Genomic DNA, 23,112 nt, shown 5'->3' with positions numbered 1-23,112 from the left:
ATCAGACGGCGAAGGCGATGACCCCGGTGATGAAGAGGGTCAGCAGCGTCGTCCACAGCACGATGGCGACCGCCTGCCAGACGAGCACGCGCCCCTTCGAGATGCCGCTGCCCGCGAGCGCGGCGGCCGTGAAGTGCGTCGGGAGCAGCAGCGGGCCGAGCAGGCTCACGCCGGCGACGCCGTAGCGGTTGAACGCGCGCTGGAACTTCTCGCGTCGGGCCGTCTTCGGCGTCGCGTCCTCGGGCGACTTCGCGAAGCGGGCCCGGATGGCAGCGCCGAGGTAGACGACAAGCGCCACGGCGATGAAGTTGCCGAGGGCACCCGCGATGGCGGCGATGACCGGGTTGATGCCGCCGATGATGCCGATCGTCGCGGCACCCTCACCCTCGATGAAGGGGACGGCACCGGCAAGCGCGACGACGAGCGGCTGCAGCCAGTCGGGCAGCTGCGCCATCAGGTCCTGGAAACCGAGGATGAGCTCTGCGATGGGGTTCATGGTGTGGCCTTTCGGAGCTGAGGTGGGCTGCCGCGTCGGGTGCCGCGGTGATGTCTCCATTCCACCCGGGATGCGCGGCGTGCGGCAGTGCCGCCGCGTCACCACTCCTCGTGAGGATGCGCGTGCGGGTTCATGACAAATGTCACGGGCCGCTCGCCCACGCCTGGCCTACCGTGGAGGGATGAGCACTCCACGCATCGGCGAGACGGCGCTGGCCCGCGGCGTCACCGCCACCTGGTGGTACACGGCGGTGGGGGTCGCCTTCTTCGTCGCGATCACGGCCCTGTTCTGGATCCTCTGGGCCTGGGCGGCGCCGGCTCTCGACGCGCCCTGGCGGTTCCCCCTCTCGATCGCCGGCAGTGTGGCCTGGATCGCAGCCAGCATCCTGCTGCTCCTCGACTACCGGCCGAGCGTGCTCGCGGCGCGCGACGGCGAACGGCACCCACCCTCGACCCTCACCATGGCGGGGTTCGTGCTCGCAGCGCTCGGCGCGATCCTCCTCGGGCTCGGCACATCGTCGCTGCTGGCCGCCGCCGCGGTCGTCGCGTTTGTCCTCTCCGTCCGCCCCTGGACACCCGGGGTGCGGTGGCGGGTCGTCGTCGGCGCGACACTGCTCGTGCTCGTGCTCGTGTTCGTGGAGGCGTCGGCCTTCGCGACGCAGGGCATCCCGGTGAGCGCGTTCTCGGCGCCCGCCTTCTTCGTCCTGATGGTGCCCTCGATGACCGCGTTCTCCCTCTGGTGGTGGGAGATCGTGCTCGAACTCGACTGGGCCCGCACCGCCGAGAGCCAGCTCGCCGCGACCCGCGAGCGCCTGCGCCTCGCCAACGACGTGCACGACCTGCAAGGGCACCACCTGCAGGTCATCGCGCTGCAGCTCGAGCTCGCGGAGCGCCTCCTCACGAAGGACCCGGCCGCTGCGGCCGAGCAGATCCGCGCCGCCCAGGGAGCCGTCAACGAGGCGCGCGCCGGCACGCGCGCCCTCGCCACGAGCTTCCGCGGCGTACCCCTGCCTGATGAGCTCGAGAACGCGGCCGACCTGCTCCGCGCTGCCGGCCACGATGTGCGGATGCACGTGGGAGCCGGCGCCGCATCCGCCCCCGCCGACGTGCTCGGCCCGATCGTGCGCGAGAGCGTCACCAACGTGCTCAAGCACGGCGACGGTGCCCGCGCCCGCATCGACCTCAGCCGCGACGGCGACACGTGGGTCTACCGCATGGTGAACGACGCGGCGGGCCACGACGGCGGCGCCGGAGGCGTGGGCGGAGCTGAGGGCGGGGCCGACGTCGCGTGGGGCAGTGGCCTGACCGGCATGGGCGAGCGACTCGAGGTCAGCGGCGGCAAGGTCGAGGCGTGGAACGACGGCACGAGCTTCACCGTGCAGGTGCGCCTGCCCGTCGTACACGCCCCGGTCGCCGGCACCTCCGGCCTCCCCGCGACGACTGGAGAACACGCATGATCCGGGTGCTGCTCGCCGACGACGAGGACATGATCCGCACGGCCCTCGCCTCACTGCTCCGCCTCGAAGTCGACCTCGAGGTGATCGCCGAGTGCAGCACCGGCACCTCCGCCGTCGAAGAGGCGCTGCGCCTCAAGCCCGACATCTGCCTCCTCGACCTCGAGATGCCGGGCCTCGACGGCGTCGAAGTCGCCGAGCGCCTGCAAGGCCTGCCCGAGGTGCGATGCATCGTCGTCACCCGGCACGCCCGGCCCGGGGTGCTGCGCCGCGCGCTCGCCGCGGGAGTCCAGGGGTTCATCCCGAAGTCCCGCCGCGCCGAAGAGGTCGCCGACATCATCCGCCGAGTCGCCGCCGGTCGACGCTACGTCGACCCCGAGATCGCCGCGGACGCACTGGCCGACGAACGCAGCCCCCTCACCGACCGCGAGCTCGACGTGCTGCGCGCCGGACAGCGCGGCGAGACGATCGCCGAGATCGCCCGCAGCCTGCACCTCTCCCCCGGCACCGTGCGCAACTACGTGTCGTCGGTGCTGGGAAAGCTCGCCGTCTCGACGAGGCAGCAGGCGACCGTCGTCGCCCGCGAGCGCGGCTGGATCTAGCGCGGCGGCGCATCCGCCCACGCCGTCGCCTGGCGAACGTCTCGGGCTGACGCTCGGCTCGGGATGGGATTCGTCTCGGGATGGCAACGTCACCTCGTTGGGAGAAACTTCCCTGAACGAAGCGAGGTTCCCATCCCGAGACAGCCGCGCAGCCGCCCCGCCGCGCGATCCCGGGCGGTGACCGCCACCCGGACCACATTTCGAGATGGCTTCCACGCACGCAGATGGCTTGCAACCCATCCCGAAGCGTGGAACCCATCCCGAAACCCCCGCGCGTCAGCGCGTCAGCGCGTCAGCGGGCGGCCACGCCGATGGCCGGCTGCACGCGGCTCGCGGCTCGCATGGGCGCGACCGCGGCCAGCACGGAAGTGGCGATCACGCCCACCCCGAGCACCGCGAGCGTGCCGAACGGTGGCATGCCGCCTGCCATTCCGAGGATGTGCAGGGCGAGCACCCCGTATCCGCAGCCCACGGTGACGCCGATCGCCGAGCCGACCGTGGCGGCGAGCGCGGCCTCGGCTGCGACGGAGCGGCGAGTCCCCGACCGGCTGACGCCCAGGGCGCGCAGCAGCGCGATCTCCTGGCGCCGCTCGGCGACCGAGAGCGCCAGCGTCACGGTCACCCCGATCATCGCGACGAGCAGCGTCACGCCGATCGTGGCCACCCCGATGAGCTGCCCGATGAGGATGGTCTGCCCGATCCCGGCCTGGACGTCGGCGGCCCAGTAGACGGGGACGCCCGGGTCCACGCGGTCGAGCACGGCTGAGCGCAGCGCCTCGGGCGTCACCCCGGGTGCCGGGTCGATGAGGATGTCGGCCTCGCCGAGGCGTGCCTCCACGGACGGGTCCGCCGACAGGCGTTCGACGACCGCGTCGGGGTCGTCGACGAGGTCGACGGGGATGATGGCCGCGGTCGGGAAGTTGCGGGCGACGCTCTCCTCGGCGTCGGCGGACGCCCCTGCGACGCCGACGGTGAGCGCCGCCGTGAGGCCGACGCCCAGCGTCAGCACGGTGGTCATGGCGGCGGTGCGACGCGATGCGCGACTCGCGTTGGACATCGTCAGTCGCAGCGCGACCGACCCGGATGCGAGCGGTCGCAGCAGGAGCGCCGACCAGCGGATGAGGAAGGGCCCGACGGCGACGAGCGCCGCGAAGACGAGCGTGCCGCTCAGCGCGGCGAGCGCGAGGCCGAGGAACTCGTCGGTGGATGCGACGGCCACCCCCGCGAACGCGGCGAGGGCCGCGACGACGAGCGCTGCGACAGCGACGAGCAGGCGGGGCGCACCTCGCAGCGGGCGGGCATCCGAGGAGCGAGCCTCGCCGAGCGCGGCGACCGGTGAGGTCCTGCCCGCCGCCCGCGCAGCTGGCAGTGCGGCGACGATGGAGCAGCACACGGCGAGGACGAGGCACGCGATGAGTCCCGCCGGCGCGGCATCGAAGGGCGCATCGAGCAGCCCGGCGCCTCTGGCCGCCGTGACGAGCACCGCCGCGGTCGCGAGCCCGACCGCGACGCCCGCGGCACCGCCGACGAGGCCGATGAACGCCGCCTCGACGAGCACCGAGCGGCGCACCTGAGCGCGGGATGCTCCGACGCAGCGCAGCAGCGCGAGCTCGGCGGCCCGGCGGGCGAGCAGGATGCGGAAGGTCGAGCTGACGATCACGACGGCCGACAGCACGGCGAGGCCGACGAACACGCTGAGGGCACCGAAGACGCCTACGAGTGTGTCGGTCACCGAGCGGGCCTCCTCCGCGCGGCGCTCCTCGCCGCCCACGACGGTGCTCTCCCCCGCGACCGCGTTCAGCACGTCGAGGTCGGGGTCGCCCGTGACGAAGATCTGCACCGGGGCCATCGACCCGCCGAGCGCCACCGCATCCTCTTCCCGGATGAGGGCGACGTCCTGCCCGAACTCGTGCACCTGCCCGATCCCCGCGACCGTGAGCTCACGTCCGCCCGCGACGAAGACGTCGCCGACGGTCGCGCCGGAGCGCTCGGCCGTGCTCGTGCCGATGACCACCTCGCCGGCCTCCGGTGCGGAGCCGGCCGACAGCTCGCCGATGCCGCTCAGGGGGCCGGAGCCGGGGTCGCTCGTCAGCTTCCAGACGGCGGTGGTGCCGCCGAGCTGCACCTCGACGTCGCCGAGGTACTCGACGGCGACCTCGTCCACTCCGGGGAGCGTGCGCACCCGCTCGGCGATCTCCGTGGCCGCCTCCGACGTCAGATCGCTCGGCGGGATGACCACGGCACCCGCCGCCGTGGGCGTGCTCATGCCGAACGCGACGAGCGCGGTCCGCGCGTTGAGGGCGATGAGCAGCGACGCCGCCGCGAAGGCCGTCGCCGCGACGATCGCCATGCCGATAAGCACCGCCTGGCCGGGCCGCCGGAGCACGCTTCTCGCGGCCGCGCGGATGACGATCATGCGGGCACCCCGGCACCGGCCGCGAGCGCCGCGACGTGCTCGAGCACCCGACCGCGGGTGGGCGAGCTCAGGCTGCCGGCCGCCCTGCCGTCCCTGAGCAGCACGACCTCGTCGGTGACGGCCGCGGCCACCGGGTCGTGGGTGACCATCACGACGGTCTGCCCGTATTCGTCGACGCACGCGCGCAGAAGTGCGAGCAGCGAGCTCCCCGACTCGCTGTCGAGGGCGCCCGTCGGCTCGTCGGCGACGATCAGGTCGGGGCGCCCGAGCAGGGCCCTCGCGACGGCGACCCGCTGGCGCTGGCCGCCGGAGAGCTGCGCCGGCAGGTGCCGGAGCCGGTCGGAGATGCCGAGGCGTTCGACGAGCTCAGCCCGCCAGCCGCGCTCGGGGCGACGCCTCGCGAGCGACGCGCCCAGGTCGATGTTCTCGCCCGCGGTGAGATGCGGGAGCAGGTTGCCGTCCTGGAACACGAACCCGACCCGGTCGCGCCGCGCAGCCGTCAGGGCCGCGTCGTCGAGCCGCCCGAGGTCGGTATCGCCGAGCAGGATGCGGCCTGACGTCGGCTGGTCGAGCCCCGCGAGGCAGTGCAGCAGGGTCGACTTGCCAGAACCGGATGCGCCCATGATGGCCGTGAACCGCCTCGCGGGCAGATCGAGGCTCAGCCCGTCGAGGGCGCGGACGCGGTTGCCGGTGTCGCCGTACTCGCGCACGACGTCGATGGCCCGGGCGGCCAGCGGAACCGGCGGAGCGGAGGGCGGGGAACGGAGGTCGCCGAGGTCTGAAGTCATGCATCCACCCTCTGAGGTGGGCACGGCTGCCCGCGTCGACCGAGGGGACGGTCATGGCCGGCGCGCTCGTTCCTTCGAACGATTCGCCCGCGAAACGGAGTGTTGCTTGAGGCGCGTCCGCGAGGATGGAGGCGTGACGACAAGCAGCGACGGCGGACGGGGGCGGCTCGGGTCGCTTGCGGCCCGCCTCAAGGCCGCGCCGAAGATCGCCGAGTTCGCGGTGCTCGCGCTGCTGCTCGTGGTGGACTTCGAGCTCGCCGCCCGGCTTGCGGTCGTCCCGGAGACCGGTCCCGCCGACGGTCTCATCGCCGGGGCCCTGGCGACCGCGTTCGTCGCCGTCGTGGTGGCTGCACTGGCCCTCGCCCGCGGCCGGCTGCCCGTCGTCGTGAGCGTGGCCTCCGGCTTCGCGGTCTCGCTCCTCGGGTCCGGGGTCGCCGCATCCGCCGGCTTCCCCTGGCTCTCGCTGACCGAGTCGGCAGCCCTCGTCGTGCTCACGGTGTTCGGCGTGCGCGCGGCTTCCCTCCGGGGCGCGATCGCCGTCGGCGCCGGCGCTCTGGTCGGCGCGCTCGCCGTTACCCTGCTGCGCATCGGCGTCGACGGAACCGCGATCCTCCTCGCCGTCCTCGTCTGGGGGTGCGCCGTCATCGGCGGCGCCGCCGGGCGGTTCGTGCGCCTGCGCCGCGAATCCGCGCTCGAGGCCGCCCGGCAAGCGGAGCGGCTGGAGCTGGCGCGGGAGCTCCACGACGTGGTCGCGCACCAGGTCACCGGAATCGTCGTGCAGGCGCAGGCGGCGCTCGCGGTCGCCCGCGCCGACCCCGAACACACCACCGAGGCCCTGACCGCCATCGAGGCGGCTGGCACCGAGGCGCTCGCCGGCATGCGTCGCATGGTCGGCGCGATCCGCGACGAGCACGGCGATGGGGAGTCTGCTCCCCTGACCGTGCCATACGGCCTCGACGACATCCCGACGCTCGTCGACCGGTTCGACCCAGGCCACGAGCGCACGACCCTGCACCTCGAGGACGCGGACGCTCCCCTGCCGCCCGGCGTCGGCGAGTCCGCGTACCGCGTGGTCAGGGAGGCGCTCACGAACGCGCGCAAGCACGCGCCCGACGGGACGACCGCCGTGTCGGTGCGCGTGGTCGACGCCGAGCTGCTGCTCGAGATCGAGAACGACGGGGTGCGCGCGGGCAGCCGCGAGGAAGGCGCCGCCGGGTTCGGACTCACGGGCCTGTCCGAGCGGGTCACGGCGCTCGGCGGGGCCATGCGCGCGGGCGCCGACACCCCCGACACGTGGACGGTCTCGGTCACCCTGCCCCTGGAGCCGCAGCGATGATCACCGTCGTCCTCGCCGACGACCAGGAGATGGTGCGCGCGGGCTTCCGCATGATCCTCGAGGCGGAGGGCGACATCCGCGTGGTCGGCATCGCCGGTTCGGGTGACGAGGCGGTCGCCGCAGCCACGCGGCTGCTGCCGGACGTCGTGCTCATGGACATCCGCATGCCCGGGATGAACGGGCTCGACGCCACACGGATCATCACCGCCCGGCAGGACGCGCCGCGAGTGGTCATCGTCACGACCTTCGACACCGACGAGTACCTGCGCTCGGCGCTGCAGGCCGGCGCATCCGGGTTCATGCTCAAGGATGCGGGGCCCCGGCTGCTCGTCGAAGCGGTTCGCGCCGCGGCAGACGGCGACGCGCTCGTCTCGCCCTCGATCACGGTGCGGCTGCTCGACGAACTCGCCGGGAGTGCCACCAGACGGCTTGCATCCGATGTTGAGCACGAGCTGTCCGACCGCGAAGTGGAGATCGCGGCCGCCATCGCGCGCGGCGGCACCAACGAGGAGATCGCGGCCGACCTCTTCGTCTCCGTCTCGACCGTGAAGACCCACGCGCGCAACATCAGCGTGAAGCTCGGTGCCCGCAACCGCGTCGAGATCGCGGCGTGGGCGTGGCGGACGGGCCTCGTCAGGTGACCGAGCGATGACGGAGTCTGTCGGCTCTCCGGATGGAAAACTCACGTCGTTGCGGGAAGTTTCCGCGAACGTAGCGAACTTGCCATCCCGAGAACGCGGTCGGCGGCAAACATGGCGAGTCAGGGGAACCGGCCAACGGTGCGAGTCATGACCCCGCGAGTCAGCCGCCGGTGAGGCGGGCGAGCACGTGGCGCAGCAGCGGCCACTCCGCGGTGCCGCGGAGGTAGGCGGCGGATGCGCGCAGCATGGGCGGGTCCTGCATCCGCACGATCTGCACGTTGTCGCGCGGCGCTCGCGTGAGGGGGAGCATCCCGACCCCGAACTCGGCCGCGATGAGGTCTTCGACCAGCGCGAGGTCGTCGGACTGATGGGTGACGTTCGGCTCGTAGTCGGCGAGCGACGCGAGCACGCCGATGGCGATCTCGTCGGCGTCGTTCCTGGAGTTGCCGATCCACTCGCGCTCGCGCAACGCGAGCATGAGGTCGCGGTTCGGCAGAGGCTCGAGGCCGCCGCCGGGGAGGGCCGCCGCGACGCTGTCCGGAACGCCGACACCCCACTCCCCCTGCCACAGTCGCACGCTCTCGTACCCGGGCGGGATGCGCAGGGGCGCGAGCGTGTAGTCGTAGACGAGTGCGAGGTCGATGCGGCCGGCGTCGACCAGCGCAAGCGCCTCGTCGGGTTCCTGCTCCTCGAGCACGAGCCGCACGCCGGGGTGTGATGCGGCGAGCTCGCGCATGATCGGGAACAGCGCCCGCGCGGCGGTCGCGAAGCCGGCGACGCGCAATGTGCCCTGCGGTTCCGCGTCCGGATCGAAGTCGCGTCTTGCCTCGTCGAGGCTCGCGAGGATCCCGGATGCGCGTGCGGCGAGCCGCGAGCCGGCGGCGGTCAGCCGCACCCCGCGCCCTACCCGCTCGAGGAGGTGCGCGCCGAGCTCCTGCTGCAGGAGCGCGAGCTGCTGCGAGACGACGGAGGTCGTCGTGAGGTGCTGGTCCGCGACGGCCCGCATCGAGCCGAGGCGGTCGAGGTCGACGAGGTACTCGAGCCGTCGCGTCTCCATGTGGTCTCCCGATGATGATCCGGACCGCGGGCCAGGCGCCCACGGAACCATTGTGCGCGAATCGCGAACGATGCGTTCGCATTTCTCGCGTGGACACGGATGCACGGGCGCGCGATCCTGAAGCCATGACCGCGTCCACGCTTCCGCCAGCTCCACGGGGCAGCGCCCGCTCTGGCACCCTCATGACGATCAGCGCCATGCTGTTCGTGCAGCTCGGCCTGGCGCTCAGCACGGGCCTGTTCGAGCAGCTGGGCCCGCTCGGCACCGGCTGGATCCGCCTCGTGTTCGCGGCGGCGCTCGTGCTGGTGATCGTGCGCCCGCGACGCGCGTGGTTCACGCGCAGCAGCTTCGTCGCCTGCATCGTGCTGGGCGCGGCTACCTCGGGCATGACACTGCTCTTCACGCTCGCGATCGACCGCATCCCGCTCGGCACGGCCGCTGCTCTCGAGTTCCTGGGCCCCCTCGCGGTCGCCGTGCTGCGCAGTCGGGGCCGGGCGCTCCTGTGGCCGCTCATCGCCGCCGTCGGTGTCGTGCTGCTGACGGAGCCGTGGACCGGGAACATCGACCCGATCGGCGTGCTGTACGCGCTCGCCGCGGCGGCCTGCTGGGCCGTCTACATCCTGTGCACGCAGCGTGTGGGCGACGAGCTGAGTGGGGTGCGCGGCCTGGCCGTCTCGATTCCTGTGGCGGCCGTCATCGCGAGCATCATCGCGGCGCCGAGCACCATTCCGCTGCTCACGTGGGAGGCGGCCCTCGCCGGCCTCGGCTTGGCCGTGCTCCTGCCAACTGTGCCGTTCATGCTCGAGATCCAGGCGCTGCGCCGCATTACGGCGGCTGCCTACGGAACTCTCACGAGCCTCGAGCCCGCGGTCGCGCTCGTCATTGGCTTGCTGCTGCTGCATCAGGTGCCCGGGTTGCTGCCGGTCGTGGGACTCGTGCTGGTCATCGTGGCTGGCATCGGCGTCGAGCGCTCGGCCGGACGCGCACCCACGGCCGCTGCGCCTCCAGATGCAGCTCCAGCTGCCGCCGCGACACCGAGTACTGATGCGGCGGCGGCACCCTCAGGCTCCGGTGAGGCGCCCCTTGAGCGCGGCGAGCTCCGCACCGGTGAGCCCGCCTGACTGCAGGTATGCGGCTGAGCCGCCCTGCGCATCCACCCACTCGAGCGCGTGCTCGATAGCGGATGGGGGCGTCGCAGCGACCAGGTCCTTGATCTGGTCGGTGAGCGGCAGCCCGTACTGCGCGACCATGCCGTACATGCGCTCGGCCCACTCCCCTGAGAGGTTCGCCCCGGAGGACGCGTAGTCAGCGATGATCGCCGACCGCTCGACCCCGACCGCGTCGAGCACCAGGGCCGAGCCGATGCCCGTGCGGTCCTTGCCGGCCGTGCAGTGGACGACCACGGCGTTCGGCGGGCTGACGGTCGCGGATGCGACGAGTCGCGCGAGCTCGGCGAACGTGGTCGCGCTGTGCTCGAGCATCTCCACGTAGAGGGCGCCCAAGGTCGGGATCTGCGCGAGCACCGCATCCATCGCCTTCGCCTGCTCGGCGGGGTCGCCGCCGCGCGCAGCCGACTGCAGGCCCTGCTGCACCAGTCCGGTCACGGCCCCTTCAAGCAGCGGCAGCTCGACGACGTGGAACTGCCGGCTCACGGGCAGGCGATCGGGCGCCATCTGCCGCTCGGCGGGTGTGCGGAAGTCGACGATCGTGCCGATGTCGCTCGCCGCGAGCTCCTCGAGCCCCTTCGGCGTGAGCGAGCTCAGCGCGTCGGACCTGTAGAAGACGCCAGGCGCGGTCACACCGCCGGATGTGACCGGCAGGCCGCCGGTGTCGCGGAAGTTGAAGGTGCCCTCGAGTGATGTCGCCGTCGTCATGCGATCACCTTAGACGCGGGCACCGACATTCGAGCGAGGCGGGGTGGATCTGCGCCGCACGACGATCGACAGCCCCCCCGCCACGATGCACAGCGCGGCACCTCCCCACCACGCGGAGGTGTACGTGCCGAGGGTGTCGCGGATGAGCCCGCCCCGAGCGCAGCCGCGGCGGCCGGCGGCCAGCCACGCACCTTCATCGCGCCGGGAAGCTGCATCTCACGTGTGGATGCAGCGGGCGCGAGCTGAGAGGAGTCAGCGGCGGCGGCGCATACCGAACAGGGCCGCGATGACGGAAACGAGAAGTCCTGCCGCCCCGGTGACGAGGCCGACGATGATGAGGAAGCCCGCGCCGATGTTGGCGTCGAGGGCGGTCGGGTCGGTGATGAGGTGCGCTCCCGCGAGCGCGAGGAATCCGACGGCGAGCAGGACGGTGCCGAGGGTCTGCATTCGGGATCTCGCTTTCGTCGCGGCGTTCGGGGGTCACTCCACCCAACAGCACCGGGATGCGCCGAAACCGAGAGTCGCTGCGGAAGCGGCGCTACCCGGAGGTCTCGATCGTCACCTCGACATCGACCACCTGCGCCGCCGACAGGGCGCTCCTCATCCGTCTGGCTGTGCCGAATCCCGAGCCCCGTGCGGCCGCTTCGGCACTCGCACCCTCCGCCAGCAGCCGCTGAGCGAGGCGCACCCGGGCCCGCCGCAGGTACGCGGATGCGGTGTCGCCGGTCGCCGCGAACGCGCGGTACAGGTGCGCTCTCGACGCGCCGAGCGCGGTCGCCATGGAGTTCACCGTCGTCGATTCGTCGGACGCGAACCGGGAGACGTATTTCACCGCCTCGCTGTAGACGTGGGCCAGGTCGTTGCCGCTCTTCGCGAGCGTGCGCAGCTCGGTCTGCGTCGCCAACGCCCAGATGAGCGCCTCGACACCGAGCCCGACCCGGGTGAATGCGGCGTCTTCGGCGCGCAGCCCGCCGCCGAGGATGGACGCGGACGCGTCGATGAGGACCTGCAGGTACGCGTCCGATTCCGACGTCGTGCCCACGTAGTTCTCGGTGAACGACTGGGGCCGCGGGAAGAAGACCAGTAGGCTGCTGACGGGCACCTCGGACCTCTTGCTGATGAGGTCCTCGGGGTTGACGAACAGCACGCTGCCTGGCGTGAGCGTCTCGGTTGTGCCCGCGATATCGACGACGACCTCGCCTTCCAGGCACGCGAGGAGGAGGCGCGCAGCACCCCCGGCGAAGGCGCGAGGGACCACGTACCGGAAGCTGGCAGCTGAGTGACGGTAGCGACTCAGCGCGAAGGTGTCGCTCTTCAGCACATCGCCCGCGACGGTGAACTCCTCCGCGGAGGACTGCACGTGCCAGCCCCAGCTGCGGACGGTCTCCACGGCAGGCTGACCGGCCTCGTCGACGGTGAGCGACACCACCTTGGGGAGCTCTCCCGAAGCCCTGGATTCGACCTCGACCACTCCGAGATCGAAGTCGCTGCCACCCTGACTGACGTGCTCCTGCACCTTCCGACTCCGTCCATTCCGTATCGCTGCACGAACGCGATCCGTTCACGCGTCCGGCGACCAGCACCTGGGCAGGTGCGGCGCTCACAGATGAGACGACGCTCGGGGGCAGTTCGTCACATTTCCCATTGTGGTCGATGACAAGAGCTCTCGCCGGAGGTGACCGGAATCATTTCCGTCGTGAGCGTGAGACAAAGTGGTACTTCCTCGCTCACAGCAAGCCAATTTCAAGATAATCCCTGCTCAGAAGCACTTTATGTGCAGTGCTGACTCGCGCAGCACCGCGCAGTTCTCGGTTGCGGATGCAGTAGCCGTGCATATGCTCACCGGGCAGATCAGAATTCACTTCCCAGGGCGCCCCCTTCTCCTTGGATGCCAGCGGCACGACCGGTGAGCATCCAAGCGAAATCGTCGTCTGAAAACTTTTCTGTGACAAATCATGGACTTCACACGTCTCACCACCAAGCACCGCCGATGCGCCCGCATCGGCACACAACAAGGAGAAAGCAATGTCGAACACCACCCCGACCATCAGCACCACGTCCTCCGACCGCAAGGACCTGCAGCCGGCGCACGGCACCCACGGCAAGACGACGATCAACGACAGTGTCGTGGCTCGCGTCGCCGGCATCGCCGCTCGCGACGCACGCGGTGTGCACGCACTCGGTGGCGGAGCAGCTCGTGCCATCGGCGCCATCCGCGACGCCCTCAACGCAACCGACCAGGGCCAGGGCGTGAGCGTCGAGGTCGGCGAGAAGCAGGTCGCCATCGACATCACCATCGTCGCCGAGTACCCCGTCTCACTGCAGGATGTCGCTGACGGCGTCCGCGCCGACGTGATCGACGCCGTCGAGACGATCGTCGGCCTCGAGGTCACCGAGGTCAACGTCACCGTCAACGACGTGCACCTCCCCTCCGAGGACGACAACGACGATGACCAGGAAGAGGCACGAGTCCAGTGAGCAACTCGTCCCTCACACGAACCGGGATCCTCATCGGCGCGGTCCTCGCGCTGAGCTGGACCATCCTGGGCTTCTGGGCGTTCTTCTTCGTCGCGATCGCGATGATCGTCGGTGGCATCATCGGGCGCATCCTCGAAGGCAAGCTCGACGCGAGCGCCCTCGTCGACGTCATTCGTGGACGGAACACGTCCTCATGAGCGCGGCCGCGACGGCTCCGGGCGGCGCGGCGCAGCGAGGCACGACACGACTCACCGCGAAGGCTCTGACTCGTCTTGCGTCAGCTGTCACCGGTGACGCGCTCGGGGTCGACGCTGGCAGCGTCAGCGTCGACCTCGAAGACCATAAGGGCAGCCTCGCGCTGCGCATCAGCACCCCGATCCGCGTTCCGTCCCTCGAACGCATCCGCTCGCAGGATGCGACCCTCGAGCGGAGCGGCGGGCCGATCCTCCAACGTGTCGAAACGGCAAAGGGAGAGATCAAGGATCGCTTCCAGTCACTGACCGACTCGCGCGTGGAACGCGTCATGCTGCGGGTCACCAGCCTCAACATCCGAGCGGAGGAGCGAGTCAGATGAGCACCCATGGTTCCCTGTACTCGCGCCTCTCCCGGCGAGAGACGCACTCGCCCCGCTCGGCGCTCGCGATCATCCTCGCGGTGATGCTCATCCTGGTCGCGGCCTGGATCGGCACCGAGATCGTGCTGTCGCTGCTCGCCCTCCCCGCGCTGCTCGTCGCACCGGCAGACATGTTCACCTCCGCGCTGGGCGTGCTCGAGCAGCCCACCCAGTACGTCGGGATCGCCGGCGTGGTCGTCGCGATCATCGGGCTCATCCTGCTCATCGCAGGCCTCGCCCCCGGGCGCCGGGCACGGCACACGCTCACCTCGACCCGCACCGCGACGGTCGCGGACAACGCGGTCATCGCCTCCGCCCTCGCCCGGCACGCCGCGCACGCCGGCAACGTGAGCCCCGACAACGTCACCGTGTCGGTGTCCCACCGACGCGCCGACGTGCACCTCGTGCCCGCATCCGGGCTCCCGGTCGACGCGGCCGCCATCACGGCCGCCGTCAACCAGCAGCTCGAACAGTACGAACTCACCCCCCGCGTCACCGCCAAGGTGCGCGTCGCAGAGAACGGGAAGGTCGGCGCATGAACAGCACCAACCGAGGCCTCAACCGACTCCTCATCACCGCCACAGGCCTCCTCCTCCTCGCCATCGGCGCCGCCGCAGCAGTAGGCGCGTGGCTCCCCGGAGCGAAAGACACCTGGACCCCCATCTCCGAAGGCGTCAACACCAACGTCACCGGATGGCTCCAGCAGACCCCGTTCCCCGGTGCCGACTTCAGCTGGCTCCTCATCGCCCTCGTCGCGGTCCTCGTCATCAGCATCATCCTGCTCCTCGCATTCGCACTCCGCCAAGGACAGGGACGAACCGGCACGATCGTGCACGAGCGCACCTCCGACGTCGGACCGACCGTCATCGACGTGACCGTCGCCCGGGCTGCACTCGACGACGCGCTGGCCGGCCGTGACGAGTTCGTCTCGACGAGCGTCTCCGCCTACGACGTGAAGCGCGCCCCTGTGCTGAAGGTCTCCGCGACCTGCCGCCGCGGGGTCTCGCCAAGGGACGCCGTCGACCTCGTGGAACGCGACCTCCGTGCCCTCGACGCGCTGCTCGGCAAGGAGCTCCCGGTGCTGCTGCAGCTGACGGGCGGCTTCCGAGCTCGGGTGCAGAAGTCGACGCGCCTCCAGTAACGCCAAGTCAGTCACCCCACCTGACCAACCCCACCCAAGAAGAAGGACCCCATGTTCCTCCGCATCGTCACGTTCGTCCTCGGCCTCGTCGTCAAGCGCCGCAGCGCCAAGAAAAAGCAGCAGCAGCAGCAAGATCCCGGCGCGCAGCGGTAGCCGCACCTCACCGGCGGCCACGGGCGCAGCGCCGGTGGCCAAGCTAGGCCCAGGGATCGACGAGTGACAGCCCCACGTCGTCGAAGTCTCCGACATTCCTCGTCGCGAGCGCGTACCCCCGGGCCAAGCAGATCGACGCGATCATGGTGTCCTCGACTGAGATCGACCTGCCCCGCGCTTCGCGTTCAGATCGAATCGCCGCGCAGGCGCGCGCGGCCTCCACATCGAAGGAGCAGACTCGGTCGCCTGCTTCAGCAACGAGTCGGTCCACAGCCAGCAGCAGGGCCGTGCGCCTGCTCCCCTCCGGCAGCCGCACGGCCCCGTATCGCAGTTCGGCGATGGTGATCGTCGTCAGGACGAGCTGCCCGGCGTTGAGCGCGAGCCACTCCAGAACTCGCCGATCGGGTTCACGGCGCAGGGGTTCGGAGAGGACGTTCGTATCGACGACGATCACGAGAGATCTACCTCGCGTGGCTTCGACCGCGGCGGCAGATGGAAATCTCCCTCGAGATCGACGACGACGTTCACCCAGTTCGTCACGAAGTCCGGCGCAGGCACCAGGGACTCTTCCAGAATCGCGCGCACCTCGGCCTCCATGGACCTGTTGTGCTCGGCGGCGCGTGCTTTGAGGGCACGCCTCGTCTCTTCGGGCAGGTTGCGAATGGTGAGTGTGGCCATGAGAGCTCCTTGAGTGCTAGCAATGCTAGCACTTATGGGGCTCGACAGATTCAGTCAGCTGATCCTGCGCTTGTAGATCACGTTCGCGACTACGTAGGCCGCGACGAGGATCCCGAGGCACCACCCCAGCGCGACCCAGATATCCCCGCTCACCTGCTGCCCCTCGAGGAGCTGGCGGATGCTGTTGACGATCGACGTCACGGGCTGGTTCTCCGCGAACCAACGCACGGGGCCCGGCATCGTCTCGGTCGGCACGAACGCCGAGCTGACGAACGGCAGGAAGATGAGCGGATAGGAGAAGGCGCTCGCACCCTCGACGGTCTTCGCGGAGAGGCCAGCGAGCACCGCGATCCAGGTCAAGGCGAGGGTGAAGAGCACGAGGATGCCTGCGACGGCGAGCCACTCGAGCAGTCCGGCCCCCGACCGGAAGCCCATGATGAGCGCGACCCCCACGACGACCGCGACGGAGACGAGGTTCGCGACGAGCGACGTGAGGACGTGCGCCCACAGCGCGGACGACCGCGCGATCGGCATCGACTGGAACCGCTCGAAGATGCCGCCCTTCAGGTCGAGGAACAGGCGGTACGCCGTGTAGGCGACCCCCGAGGCGACCGTGATGAGCAGGATCCCCGGCAGCAGGTAGTCGACGTAGGCGCCGGCGCCGATGTCGATCGCCCCGCCGAACACGTAGACGAACATGAGCATGAACGCGATCGGCATGACGGCCGTCGTCACGATCGTGTCCGGGCTGCGGAGCACGTGGCGCAGCGAGCGGCCCGTCAGGACGGCGGTGTCGCCGACGAAGTGCGTGGTCATGACGCCAGCTTCCTTTCATTGCCCGGCTGCCCGACGACGGCCAGGAAGATCTCCTCGAGCGTCGGCTGCTTCTCCACGTACTCGACCTTCGCGGGCGGCAGCAGCCGCTTGAGCTCGGCGAGCGTTCCATCCGCGATGATGCGCCCCTCGTGGAGGATCGCGATGCGGTCGGCGAGCTGCTCCGCCTCGTCGAGGTGCTGCGTGGTCAGCAGCACGGTGATGCCCGCAGCGGCAAGCTCGCGCACGGCAGCCCACACCTCGAGGCGAGCCTGCGGGTCGAGGCCCGTCGTCGGTTCATCGAGGAACACGACGGATGGGTCGCCGATGAGACTCATCGCGATGTCGAGGCGGCGCCGCATGCCGCCGGAATACGTCGCGGCACGACGCCCGCCCGCGTCGGTCAGCGAGAAGCGCTCGAGCAAGGCGTCGGCGACCTTGTTCGGCCGCGCGACGTGCCGCAACCGCGCGACGAGCGCGAGGTTCTCGCGGCCCGTGAGCACCTCATCCACCGCCGCGAACTGGCCCGTGAGGCTGATCGCACCCCGCACTTCGGCGCCCTGCGCGGAGACGTCGAAGCCATTGACGGATGCTGCACCACCATCGGCGCGGAGGAGCGTCGAGAGGATGCGCACCAGTGTGGTCTTGCCGGCCCCGTTCGAGCCGAGGAGCGCGAAGATGCTACCGCGCTCGACGGCGAAGTCGACGCCGGTCAGTACGGCGAGGTCGCCGTACGACTTCGTGATGCCATCGACGACGATGGCCGGAGGAGCGCTCATGGCTACTGCCCTCGCTCCGCTTCCTCGACGGCCTTCACCAGTCGCGCGCGCTCCTTGTCGATCCACTGCTTGCCGGAGTACGACTGGCCGAAGGTCTCGGCGAAGTCGACCGGGTCGGAGCCCACGATGTCGTGGACGGGAGTGCCGTCGGCGGCCGCGCGCTCCCACAGGTCGGCGAGGTCCGCATTCATGCGCACCATCGACTCCCCATCGGTGACGCCGCCGTAGTACATGAGGTAGCGCTGGATGGCCTGCGCCACCTTCGCATAGGGAGCCGGCAGCGCATCCAATCGCGCCTGTGCCTCCTTGTACAGCTTCTTCTCCTCGAGTGAGCCCGTGAGCGCTTCGATCCACTTGGCGGCCATGTCAGTTGCCTCTTCCTTCATCTGTGCTGGTTGCAGTTGGTTCTGCGGTGGTGGTGCGGAGCTGCTCGAGGCGCTCCGCGAGGAACCCCCAGGTGCGCCAGAACTCCGCGAGGTACTCGGTGCCTTCTGCGTTGATCGTGTAGACCTTCCGCGGCGGACCCTTCTCCGAGGGGACCTTCTCGACGTCGACCAGCCCCTTCTGCTCGATGCGCACAAGGAGCGCGTACACCGTGCCCTCGGCGATGTCCGCGAAGCCCTGTTCGCGAAGCCAGGTCGTGATCTCGTACCCGTAGGCGGAACGCGTGGCGAGAATCGCGAGCACGATGCCCTCGAGCGTGCCCTTGAGCATTTCGGTTGCTTGCTTGCCCACGATCACCCTCTCTACTCAGTAATGATGACTACCAGTACAAAGTAACACTGAGTACCAGTACCTAGCAACACTTGGTTCCCCCAGTTCAATCCGCGTTCAGGAACCCCGGAATGCACAGCTTCACCGACATTCACCGATGTATCGTCGGGTGTCGTCAGGTATCGGCACCCCTTCGAAAGGAATGCTCATGGTCGCTCAGCACACCCCAGGCGGACTTGGCTTCGGCCTCCGCGAAGCCGTCGACGAGATCCGCGAGAGCTTCGCATCCCGTCCCACCACGTCCCGCGCCGGCCGCGGGGACGTCCGCACCGCACTGCTCGTCGCGCTGCTCGAAGGCCCCCAGCACGGCTACCAGCTCATCCAGGCCATCGAGGAGCGCACCAGCGGCGCGTGGAAGCCGAGCCCCGGCTCCGTCTATCCGACGCTGCAGCTCCTCTCCGACGAGGGCCTCGTCGTGCCGGAGGTCACGGGCGAGCGCAAGGTCTACGCGCTCACCGAAGAAGGCCGCGCCGTCGCCGTCGACGCTTCGACTGGCGACCTGCCGTGGGAGTCCCCCGCCGCACGCCGCGCCGAGCGCGCCGCGACCCTCCCGAAGGCCGGCGCCCGACTCGCGCAAGCCGTCGTTCAGGTGCAGAGCAGCGCAACCCCGGACCAGGCCGAGCGCGCCGCGGCCCTCCTCGACGAGACACGGCGCAAGCTGTACTCGATCCTCGCCGAGGACTGAACGTGACAGATGGCCCCGGCCTGACCGAAGAGCGAGCGGCGGCGGCGAGCAGGCTGACCGCCGCCGCCGCACAGGCGCAAGCAGTCACTCGAGGCCGGGCCGCCCGGGACGGCGACACGAAGCTCTCGGCCGAGGGCCGCGCGAGGTACCGCAGGATCGTCCGCTTCGCGCAGCGCGCGATGCTGCAGATCTGGTGGTTCGAGATCTTCCTGCCGCGCATCCGCCTCGGCAAGCTCTCGGAGCGAGGACGTACCGCGCGTATGCAACGGCTCGCCCGCCGCTTCCATGCACTCGCGGTCGACCTCGGCGGGCTCATGATCAAGGTGGGGCAGTTCATGTCGTCGCGCCTCGACGTGCTGCCTCCCGAGATCACAGCCGAACTCGAGGGCCTGCAGGATGAGGTTCCGGCCGTCGCCTTCCCCGCCATCCGGGCGCAGGCCGAAGCTGAACTGGGCATGTCGCTCAGCCAGGCGTACGCGAGCTTCGACGAAGCCCCCATCGCGGCAGCCTCGTTCGGGCAGGCCCACCGCGCGACGCTCACGCCCGCCCTCGCGGAGGAGACGGGCTACACCAGCGTCGTCGTGAAGGTGCAGCGGCCGGGCATCGAGGACCTCGTCGAGACCGACCTGCGCGCGCTGCGGCGCGTCGGCCAGCTCCTCAAGCGAGTCGAGCTGGTGTCGAAGCGCGCCGACGCACCCGCCCTCGTGGAGGAATTCGCGGCGACCAGCCTTGAGGAGATCGACTACATCCACGAGGGCTCCAGCGCTGAGCGCTTCGCCGCCGACTTCGAGACCGACCCCCGCGTGGGCGCCGCGCAGGTCGTGTGGGAGCGCACGGCGTCCCGCATCCTCACCCTGTCGGATGTCACCGCGATCAAGATCACTGATGTGGATGCCCTCCGCGCCGCGGGCATCGACCCCGTCGAGGTCGCCAACGAGCTCGCGAGGGCCACGTTCCAGCAGCTCTTCGTCGCCGGCTTCTTCCACGCCGACCCGCACCCGGGCAACATCTTCGTGACGCCGCTGGCGACGCCGCGCATCCCAGCTCCATCGGACGTGGAGGGCGAGGCCACCGATGAGCGTCCCGCACCCGTCACATGGGAGCTGACCTACATCGACTTCGGCATGATGGGCGTCATCTCCGACACCCTGCGAGCCAGCCTGCGGGAGCTCATCTTCGCGATCGTGTCCCGCGACGGGCCTGGCCTCGTCAGGTCCATGCGCAGCGTCGGCGTGCTGCTGCCGGCCGGCGACACGATGGAACTCGAACGGGCCATGACGGAACTGTTCGGTCGCTTCGGCGGTATGGGCGTCGCCGAGCTGCAGCGCGTCGACCCCGCAGAGCTCGGCGACTTCGCCGACCGCTTCAGGGACACCATCCGCGAGATGCCGTTCCAGCTGCCCGAGAACTTCCTGCTCATCATCCGCGCGATCTCCCTGGTGTCGGGCGTGACCTCCGCGCTCGACAAGGACTTCAACATGTGGGAGGCGGTCGACCCGTTCGCCCGCACCCTCACGCGCGACGAGGGCGGAAACACCATTCAGGCCGTGGCGAAGCAGGCCGTTTCGGCGCTCGCGACCGCCGTGACGCTGCCAGGGCGACTGGATGCGCTGACCACTCGGCTCGAAGCCGGCCAGCTGAAGGTGCAGACGCCGAGCGTCGACCGACACATGCGCTCCCTCGAGCGGATGCTGCGCGGCGTGGTGTCAGCAGTCGTGTTCGCCGCGCTGCTCATCGCGGGCGTCCTGCTGCTGCCTCAGCTCGCTCCGCTCGGAATCGTGCTCATGAGCGTCTCCGTCGTTCCGCTGCTTCACGCCGCGGCCGTCGCCCTCGGCCGACGGCGCCACTGACCGCTCGCCGAACGCATCAGTCAGACGGCGAGCTTGCCGCTCTTCGAGAGCTCGGGGTCGGTGCACGATGAGAGATCGAAGCAGCACGGGCGCCGCTTTCCGGCCTCGAGCTTCGACAGGCCGACCTCGATGCGACGCTCTCGGGTCTTCACGACGCGCGTGGAGTTGATCCACCGCACCCACTCCCACCTCGCCATCGGCGTGATGTCACGCCAGGTCTCCGCAGAATCGGGGGCGTCCGCGAGCGCCTCGGCGAAGTCCGCCGGGATCTCGGGCTCAGGCCACTCGCCGCCCGGCCGCAGCTCGACGCTGACGGTGTCGCCGTCGGCGGCACCGGCTCCGAGTGCGGCGGCGACGTCGAGCCAGTGCCCGCGCAGGCCATCAGGCTCGATGACCGTCTCGAAAGCTCGCGGAGCAGCACCGGAGTCCGCGGTGGAGCCTGAGGCGGGCTCGGCGCGGATCACGCCCGCGACGGCGACCTGCCCACGCGACGGCAGCATCCGGCTCGCGTCCTCCGGAAGCCGGACGATGAGCCGTTCGCCCTCGTCGCCCACAACGGGGACGGCGATGACCCGGGCCGTGAACCGGACGGCGCTCGTGTCCGGAACCGCGGTGTCCTCGGCGAGCGCGCCCTGCTTGTCAGCCATGGCAGAAAGCGTACGCCCCACCGACGCGTGAACGCAGATTCCCACAGTCGTCCACGAGACGCTCATCGCTCAGTACCCTGATTGCATGACTGACCAGCCCATCATCCTCATCGCCGCCGATGAGCGACTCGCGAGGATCGAAGCCGAATTCAGGGCAAGGTACGACCGTGACTACAGGATCATCACGGCAGAAGACGCTGAGGGCGCCCTGCAGCTCCTGAGAGAACTCGTCGATTCCGGTGCCGCTGTCGCCATGGTCGTCGCCGACGTCTCCGTCGGCGAGACCCCGGGCCCGACGTTCCTGCGCCGCACGCAATCGATCTCCCCGACAGCGCGCAGACTCGTCCTCGCGACACCCGGAGCTGGATATGCCGCGAACCTCGACGCTCTGCGGGAAGCAACCGTCCGTCGAGACATCGACACCTTCACCGGCATCCCGATGGGACCGCGCGACGAGGAGTTCCACACGGTCGTCACGGAACTGCTCTCCGAGTGGGGCTGGTCGGTCGCTCGGCCGGCGGTCAGCATGATCGATGTCGTCGCCGAACCGCATGACCGCGAGGCGGGCGCCATTCGGGACCTCCTCGAGCGACTCGGCTTCCCGAACCGCATCCTCACCCCGGACAGCATCGAGGGCGCCGCACTCATCGCCGCGGCGACTGCTGAGTCCTCGGCGCCAGTCGTGCTCCCGATGGCCCGGGCATACGACGGCAGGCTCTTTCCCGCAGCAACAGCGAGGGGTCTCAACGAGCTGCTCTCGACCCGCTTCGACTTGGTGCCCGAAGGCGAGGTCTCGGATGTCCTGGTCATCGGAGCTGGCCCCGCAGGCCTCGCCGCCGCCGTCTACGCGGCCTCCGAAGGGCTCACCACGGCGGTACTCGAGCGGGATGCGATCGGCGGGCAGGCAGGTTCGAGCTCGATGATCCGCAACTACCTCGGCTTCCCACGGGGCATCTCGGGCATGCGCCTGGCGCAGCGCTCCCGCATTCAGGCCGGACGCTTCGGCGCGAAGTTCTACACGGGACGGTCCGTCACCGGACTGGAGCCCTGCACGCTCGACGGCGTCCCCAGCTACCGGGTGCATCTCGGCGACACCGAGCTGCGTGCACGGACCGTCCTCATCGCGACCGGGGTCGCGTATCGGCGCCTCGGCATCGAAGCGGTCGATGTGCACACGGGCGCCGGCGTCTACTACGGGGCGGCCACCTCGATGGCCAGGGAGATGCAGGGCAAAGACGTCATTGTCGTCGGCGGTGGCAACTCCGCCGGTCAGGCGGCCGTGCATCTCGCGAAGTTCGCGAAGCACGTCACCATCCTCATCCGGCGCGCATCGCTGAACGAGTCGATGTCCGAGTACCTGATCCGCGAGCTCGACTCGACCCCGAACGTCTCCGTCGCCAGCAACAGCGAGATCGCGGATGGCGGGGGTGAAGCCGCCCTCGAGTGGGTGACCGTGCGCGACCGGACCTCGGGCGAGGAGCATCGCTTCGACGTCGGCGGGGTCTTCTGCATGCTCGGCGCCCAGCCGGACTGCACGTGGCTGCCCGAGGGAATCGCGCTCGACAAGGCGGGCTTCGTCCTCACGGGACGAGATGTCCCCAAGGATGCGTGGACCGATGGCATGCCGCCCGCTGACCTCGAGACCACCCTGCCTGGCGTCTTCGTCGCCGGCGACGTGCGCTCCGGGTCGATGAAGCGCGTCGCCTCGGCCAGTGGGGAGGGCGCATCCTCACTGCCCCTCATCCACGCCCACCTCGCCGCCCTCCGCGCCCGCGAGTTCGGCGGGGAGTAGGCTCGCCGGCCCTCCCACGCGGCCGGCGGCGCATCCACACGAGAGA

General features: G+C 70.2%; 28 protein-coding genes. 13 read left to right on the top strand and 15 right to left on the bottom strand.

Annotation, left to right across the window (positions count from 1 at the left end):
* Position 1: 1 nt before the first annotated feature.
* A complete protein-coding gene (locus tag HDC34_RS01255; RefSeq protein WP_104254364.1) occupies positions 2-496 on the bottom strand; it encodes a small multidrug efflux protein in 495 nt (164 codons plus the stop codon).
* Positions 497-677: 181 nt separating this feature from the next.
* Here HDC34_RS01255 and HDC34_RS01250 point away from each other — a divergent pair, with 181 nt between their 5' ends.
* Together HDC34_RS01250 and HDC34_RS01245 are read left to right on the top strand one after the other, a co-directional pair.
* Positions 678-1,952: a sensor histidine kinase gene (locus HDC34_RS01250; protein ID WP_179555515.1), complete on the top strand. Its 1,275-nt coding sequence runs from the start codon at positions 678-680 to the stop codon at positions 1,950-1,952.
* Entirely contained in the window at positions 1,949-2,551 is a 603-nt protein-coding gene (locus tag HDC34_RS01245; protein WP_104310750.1) for a response regulator transcription factor, read from the top strand. The genes HDC34_RS01250 and HDC34_RS01245 overlap by 4 nt, the downstream gene beginning before the upstream one ends.
* A gap of 292 nt (positions 2,552-2,843) precedes the next feature.
* Here the strand turns inward: HDC34_RS01245 and HDC34_RS01240 are convergent, their stop codons facing one another.
* Positions 2,844-4,967, bottom strand: coding sequence for an FtsX-like permease family protein (locus tag HDC34_RS01240; protein WP_179555514.1), 2,124 nt, complete (start codon positions 4,965-4,967; stop codon positions 2,844-2,846).
* Complete coding sequence (locus tag HDC34_RS01235; RefSeq protein WP_179555513.1) at positions 4,964-5,755, bottom strand: ABC transporter ATP-binding protein; 792 nt, start codon at positions 5,753-5,755, stop codon at positions 4,964-4,966. Before HDC34_RS01235 ends, HDC34_RS01240 begins: the two co-directional genes overlap by 4 nt.
* A 133-nt stretch (positions 5,756-5,888) precedes the next feature.
* Between HDC34_RS01235 and HDC34_RS01230 the strand changes: the two genes are divergently transcribed.
* A complete protein-coding gene (locus tag HDC34_RS01230) occupies positions 5,889-7,091 on the top strand; it encodes a histidine kinase (RefSeq protein ID WP_179555512.1) in 1,203 nt (400 codons plus the stop codon).
* Positions 7,088-7,732, top strand: coding sequence for a response regulator transcription factor (locus tag HDC34_RS01225; RefSeq protein WP_179555511.1), 645 nt, complete (start codon positions 7,088-7,090; stop codon positions 7,730-7,732). The genes HDC34_RS01230 and HDC34_RS01225 overlap by 4 nt, the downstream gene beginning before the upstream one ends.
* A 160-nt stretch (positions 7,733-7,892) precedes the next feature.
* Here HDC34_RS01225 and HDC34_RS01220 read toward each other — a convergent pair whose 3' ends face one another.
* On the bottom strand, positions 7,893-8,789 hold the full coding sequence (locus HDC34_RS01220) for a LysR substrate-binding domain-containing protein (protein WP_179555510.1): 897 nt from the start codon (positions 8,787-8,789) through the stop codon (positions 7,893-7,895).
* Positions 8,790-8,914: 125 nt separating this feature from the next.
* Here HDC34_RS01220 and HDC34_RS01215 point away from each other — a divergent pair, with 125 nt between their 5' ends.
* Positions 8,915-9,910, top strand: a complete 996-nt coding sequence (locus HDC34_RS01215; RefSeq protein WP_218854855.1) for a DMT family transporter — start codon at positions 8,915-8,917, stop codon at positions 9,908-9,910.
* On the opposite strand, the gene HDC34_RS01210 is transcribed toward HDC34_RS01215, so the two are convergent.
* From HDC34_RS01210 to HDC34_RS01195, 4 genes are all read right to left on the bottom strand, one after another.
* Complete coding sequence (locus tag HDC34_RS01210; protein ID WP_179555509.1) at positions 9,851-10,663, bottom strand: tyrosine-protein phosphatase; 813 nt, start codon at positions 10,661-10,663, stop codon at positions 9,851-9,853. The genes HDC34_RS01215 and HDC34_RS01210 overlap by 60 nt on opposite strands.
* Positions 10,664-10,915: 252 nt before the next feature.
* A complete protein-coding gene (locus tag HDC34_RS01205; protein WP_179555508.1) occupies positions 10,916-11,110 on the bottom strand; it encodes a hypothetical protein in 195 nt (64 codons plus the stop codon).
* Between the two features lie 91 nt (positions 11,111-11,201).
* Positions 11,202-12,179 (bottom strand): AraC family transcriptional regulator, encoded by a 978-nt coding sequence (locus HDC34_RS18115; RefSeq protein WP_179555507.1) that lies wholly within the window; start codon positions 12,177-12,179, stop codon positions 11,202-11,204.
* A gap of 211 nt (positions 12,180-12,390) precedes the next feature.
* Positions 12,391-12,699 carry a hypothetical protein gene (locus HDC34_RS01195; protein WP_179555506.1) on the bottom strand — a complete coding sequence of 103 codons (309 nt, stop codon included), beginning with the start codon at positions 12,697-12,699 and terminating at the stop codon, positions 12,391-12,393.
* Between HDC34_RS01195 and HDC34_RS01190 the strand changes: the two genes are divergently transcribed.
* Genes HDC34_RS01190 through HDC34_RS01170 form a run of 5 tightly spaced genes read left to right on the top strand, consistent with a single transcriptional unit; the run spans position 12,689 to position 14,895 of the window.
* On the top strand, positions 12,689-13,141 hold the full coding sequence (locus HDC34_RS01190) for an Asp23/Gls24 family envelope stress response protein (protein WP_179555505.1): 453 nt from the start codon (positions 12,689-12,691) through the stop codon (positions 13,139-13,141). The genes HDC34_RS01195 and HDC34_RS01190 overlap by 11 nt on opposite strands.
* Positions 13,138-13,338, top strand: coding sequence for a DUF2273 domain-containing protein (locus tag HDC34_RS01185; RefSeq protein WP_104310760.1), 201 nt, complete (start codon positions 13,138-13,140; stop codon positions 13,336-13,338). The genes HDC34_RS01190 and HDC34_RS01185 overlap by 4 nt, the downstream gene beginning before the upstream one ends.
* A complete protein-coding gene (locus HDC34_RS01180) occupies positions 13,335-13,715 on the top strand; it encodes a hypothetical protein (protein ID WP_179555504.1) in 381 nt (126 codons plus the stop codon). The genes HDC34_RS01185 and HDC34_RS01180 overlap by 4 nt, the downstream gene beginning before the upstream one ends.
* Positions 13,712-14,293, top strand: a complete 582-nt coding sequence (locus tag HDC34_RS01175) for a DUF6286 domain-containing protein (RefSeq protein WP_179555503.1) — start codon at positions 13,712-13,714, stop codon at positions 14,291-14,293. The genes HDC34_RS01180 and HDC34_RS01175 overlap by 4 nt, the downstream gene beginning before the upstream one ends.
* Positions 14,290-14,895, top strand: coding sequence for a hypothetical protein (locus tag HDC34_RS01170; protein ID WP_179555502.1), 606 nt, complete (start codon positions 14,290-14,292; stop codon positions 14,893-14,895). Before HDC34_RS01175 ends, HDC34_RS01170 begins: the two co-directional genes overlap by 4 nt.
* 196 nt (positions 14,896-15,091) lie before the next feature.
* Here HDC34_RS01170 and HDC34_RS01165 read toward each other — a convergent pair whose 3' ends face one another.
* From HDC34_RS01165 to HDC34_RS01140, 6 genes are read right to left on the bottom strand one after another with little or no spacing between them, the layout of a single operon-like run.
* A complete protein-coding gene (locus HDC34_RS01165) occupies positions 15,092-15,502 on the bottom strand; it encodes a type II toxin-antitoxin system VapC family toxin (protein ID WP_179555501.1) in 411 nt (136 codons plus the stop codon).
* The gene (locus tag HDC34_RS01160) at positions 15,499-15,726 is read right to left on the bottom strand and encodes an Arc family DNA-binding protein (RefSeq protein WP_104310765.1); all 228 of its coding nucleotides are present in this window, start codon (positions 15,724-15,726) and stop codon (positions 15,499-15,501) included. Before HDC34_RS01160 ends, HDC34_RS01165 begins: the two co-directional genes overlap by 4 nt.
* A 54-nt stretch (positions 15,727-15,780) precedes the next feature.
* A complete protein-coding gene (locus HDC34_RS01155) occupies positions 15,781-16,542 on the bottom strand; it encodes an ABC transporter permease (RefSeq protein ID WP_179555500.1) in 762 nt (253 codons plus the stop codon).
* A complete protein-coding gene (locus tag HDC34_RS01150; protein WP_179555499.1) occupies positions 16,539-17,318 on the bottom strand; it encodes an ABC transporter ATP-binding protein in 780 nt (259 codons plus the stop codon). Before HDC34_RS01150 ends, HDC34_RS01155 begins: the two co-directional genes overlap by 4 nt.
* 2 nt (positions 17,319-17,320) lie before the next feature.
* A complete protein-coding gene (locus HDC34_RS01145) occupies positions 17,321-17,683 on the bottom strand; it encodes a DUF1048 domain-containing protein (RefSeq protein WP_179555498.1) in 363 nt (120 codons plus the stop codon).
* Between the two features lies 1 nt (position 17,684).
* Positions 17,685-18,053, bottom strand: a complete 369-nt coding sequence (locus tag HDC34_RS01140; protein WP_104254615.1) for a PadR family transcriptional regulator — start codon at positions 18,051-18,053, stop codon at positions 17,685-17,687.
* A 187-nt stretch (positions 18,054-18,240) separates the two neighbouring features.
* On the opposite strand from HDC34_RS01140, the gene HDC34_RS01135 reads away from it, so the two are divergent.
* Both HDC34_RS01135 and HDC34_RS01130 read left to right on the top strand, forming a co-directional pair.
* The gene (locus HDC34_RS01135) at positions 18,241-18,777 is read left to right on the top strand and encodes a PadR family transcriptional regulator (RefSeq protein WP_249312289.1); all 537 of its coding nucleotides are present in this window, start codon (positions 18,241-18,243) and stop codon (positions 18,775-18,777) included.
* A 179-nt stretch (positions 18,778-18,956) separates the two neighbouring features.
* A complete protein-coding gene (locus HDC34_RS01130; RefSeq protein WP_179557045.1) occupies positions 18,957-20,627 on the top strand; it encodes an AarF/ABC1/UbiB kinase family protein in 1,671 nt (556 codons plus the stop codon).
* Between the two features lie 20 nt (positions 20,628-20,647).
* Here the strand turns inward: HDC34_RS01130 and HDC34_RS01125 are convergent, their stop codons facing one another.
* Entirely contained in the window at positions 20,648-21,274 is a 627-nt protein-coding gene (locus HDC34_RS01125; RefSeq protein ID WP_104310769.1) for a YdeI/OmpD-associated family protein, read from the bottom strand.
* Positions 21,275-21,359: 85 nt separating this feature from the next.
* Between HDC34_RS01125 and HDC34_RS01120 the strand changes: the two genes are divergently transcribed.
* A complete protein-coding gene (locus tag HDC34_RS01120; protein WP_179555497.1) occupies positions 21,360-23,066 on the top strand; it encodes an FAD-dependent oxidoreductase in 1,707 nt (568 codons plus the stop codon).
* Positions 23,067-23,112: the final 46 nt, after the last annotated feature.

This window comes from Pseudoclavibacter sp. JAI123, from assembly GCF_013409665.1.
Taxonomy (GTDB): Bacteria; Actinomycetota; Actinomycetes; order Actinomycetales; family Microbacteriaceae; genus Pseudoclavibacter.
This window is presented reverse-complemented; position numbering and strand designations above follow the sequence as displayed.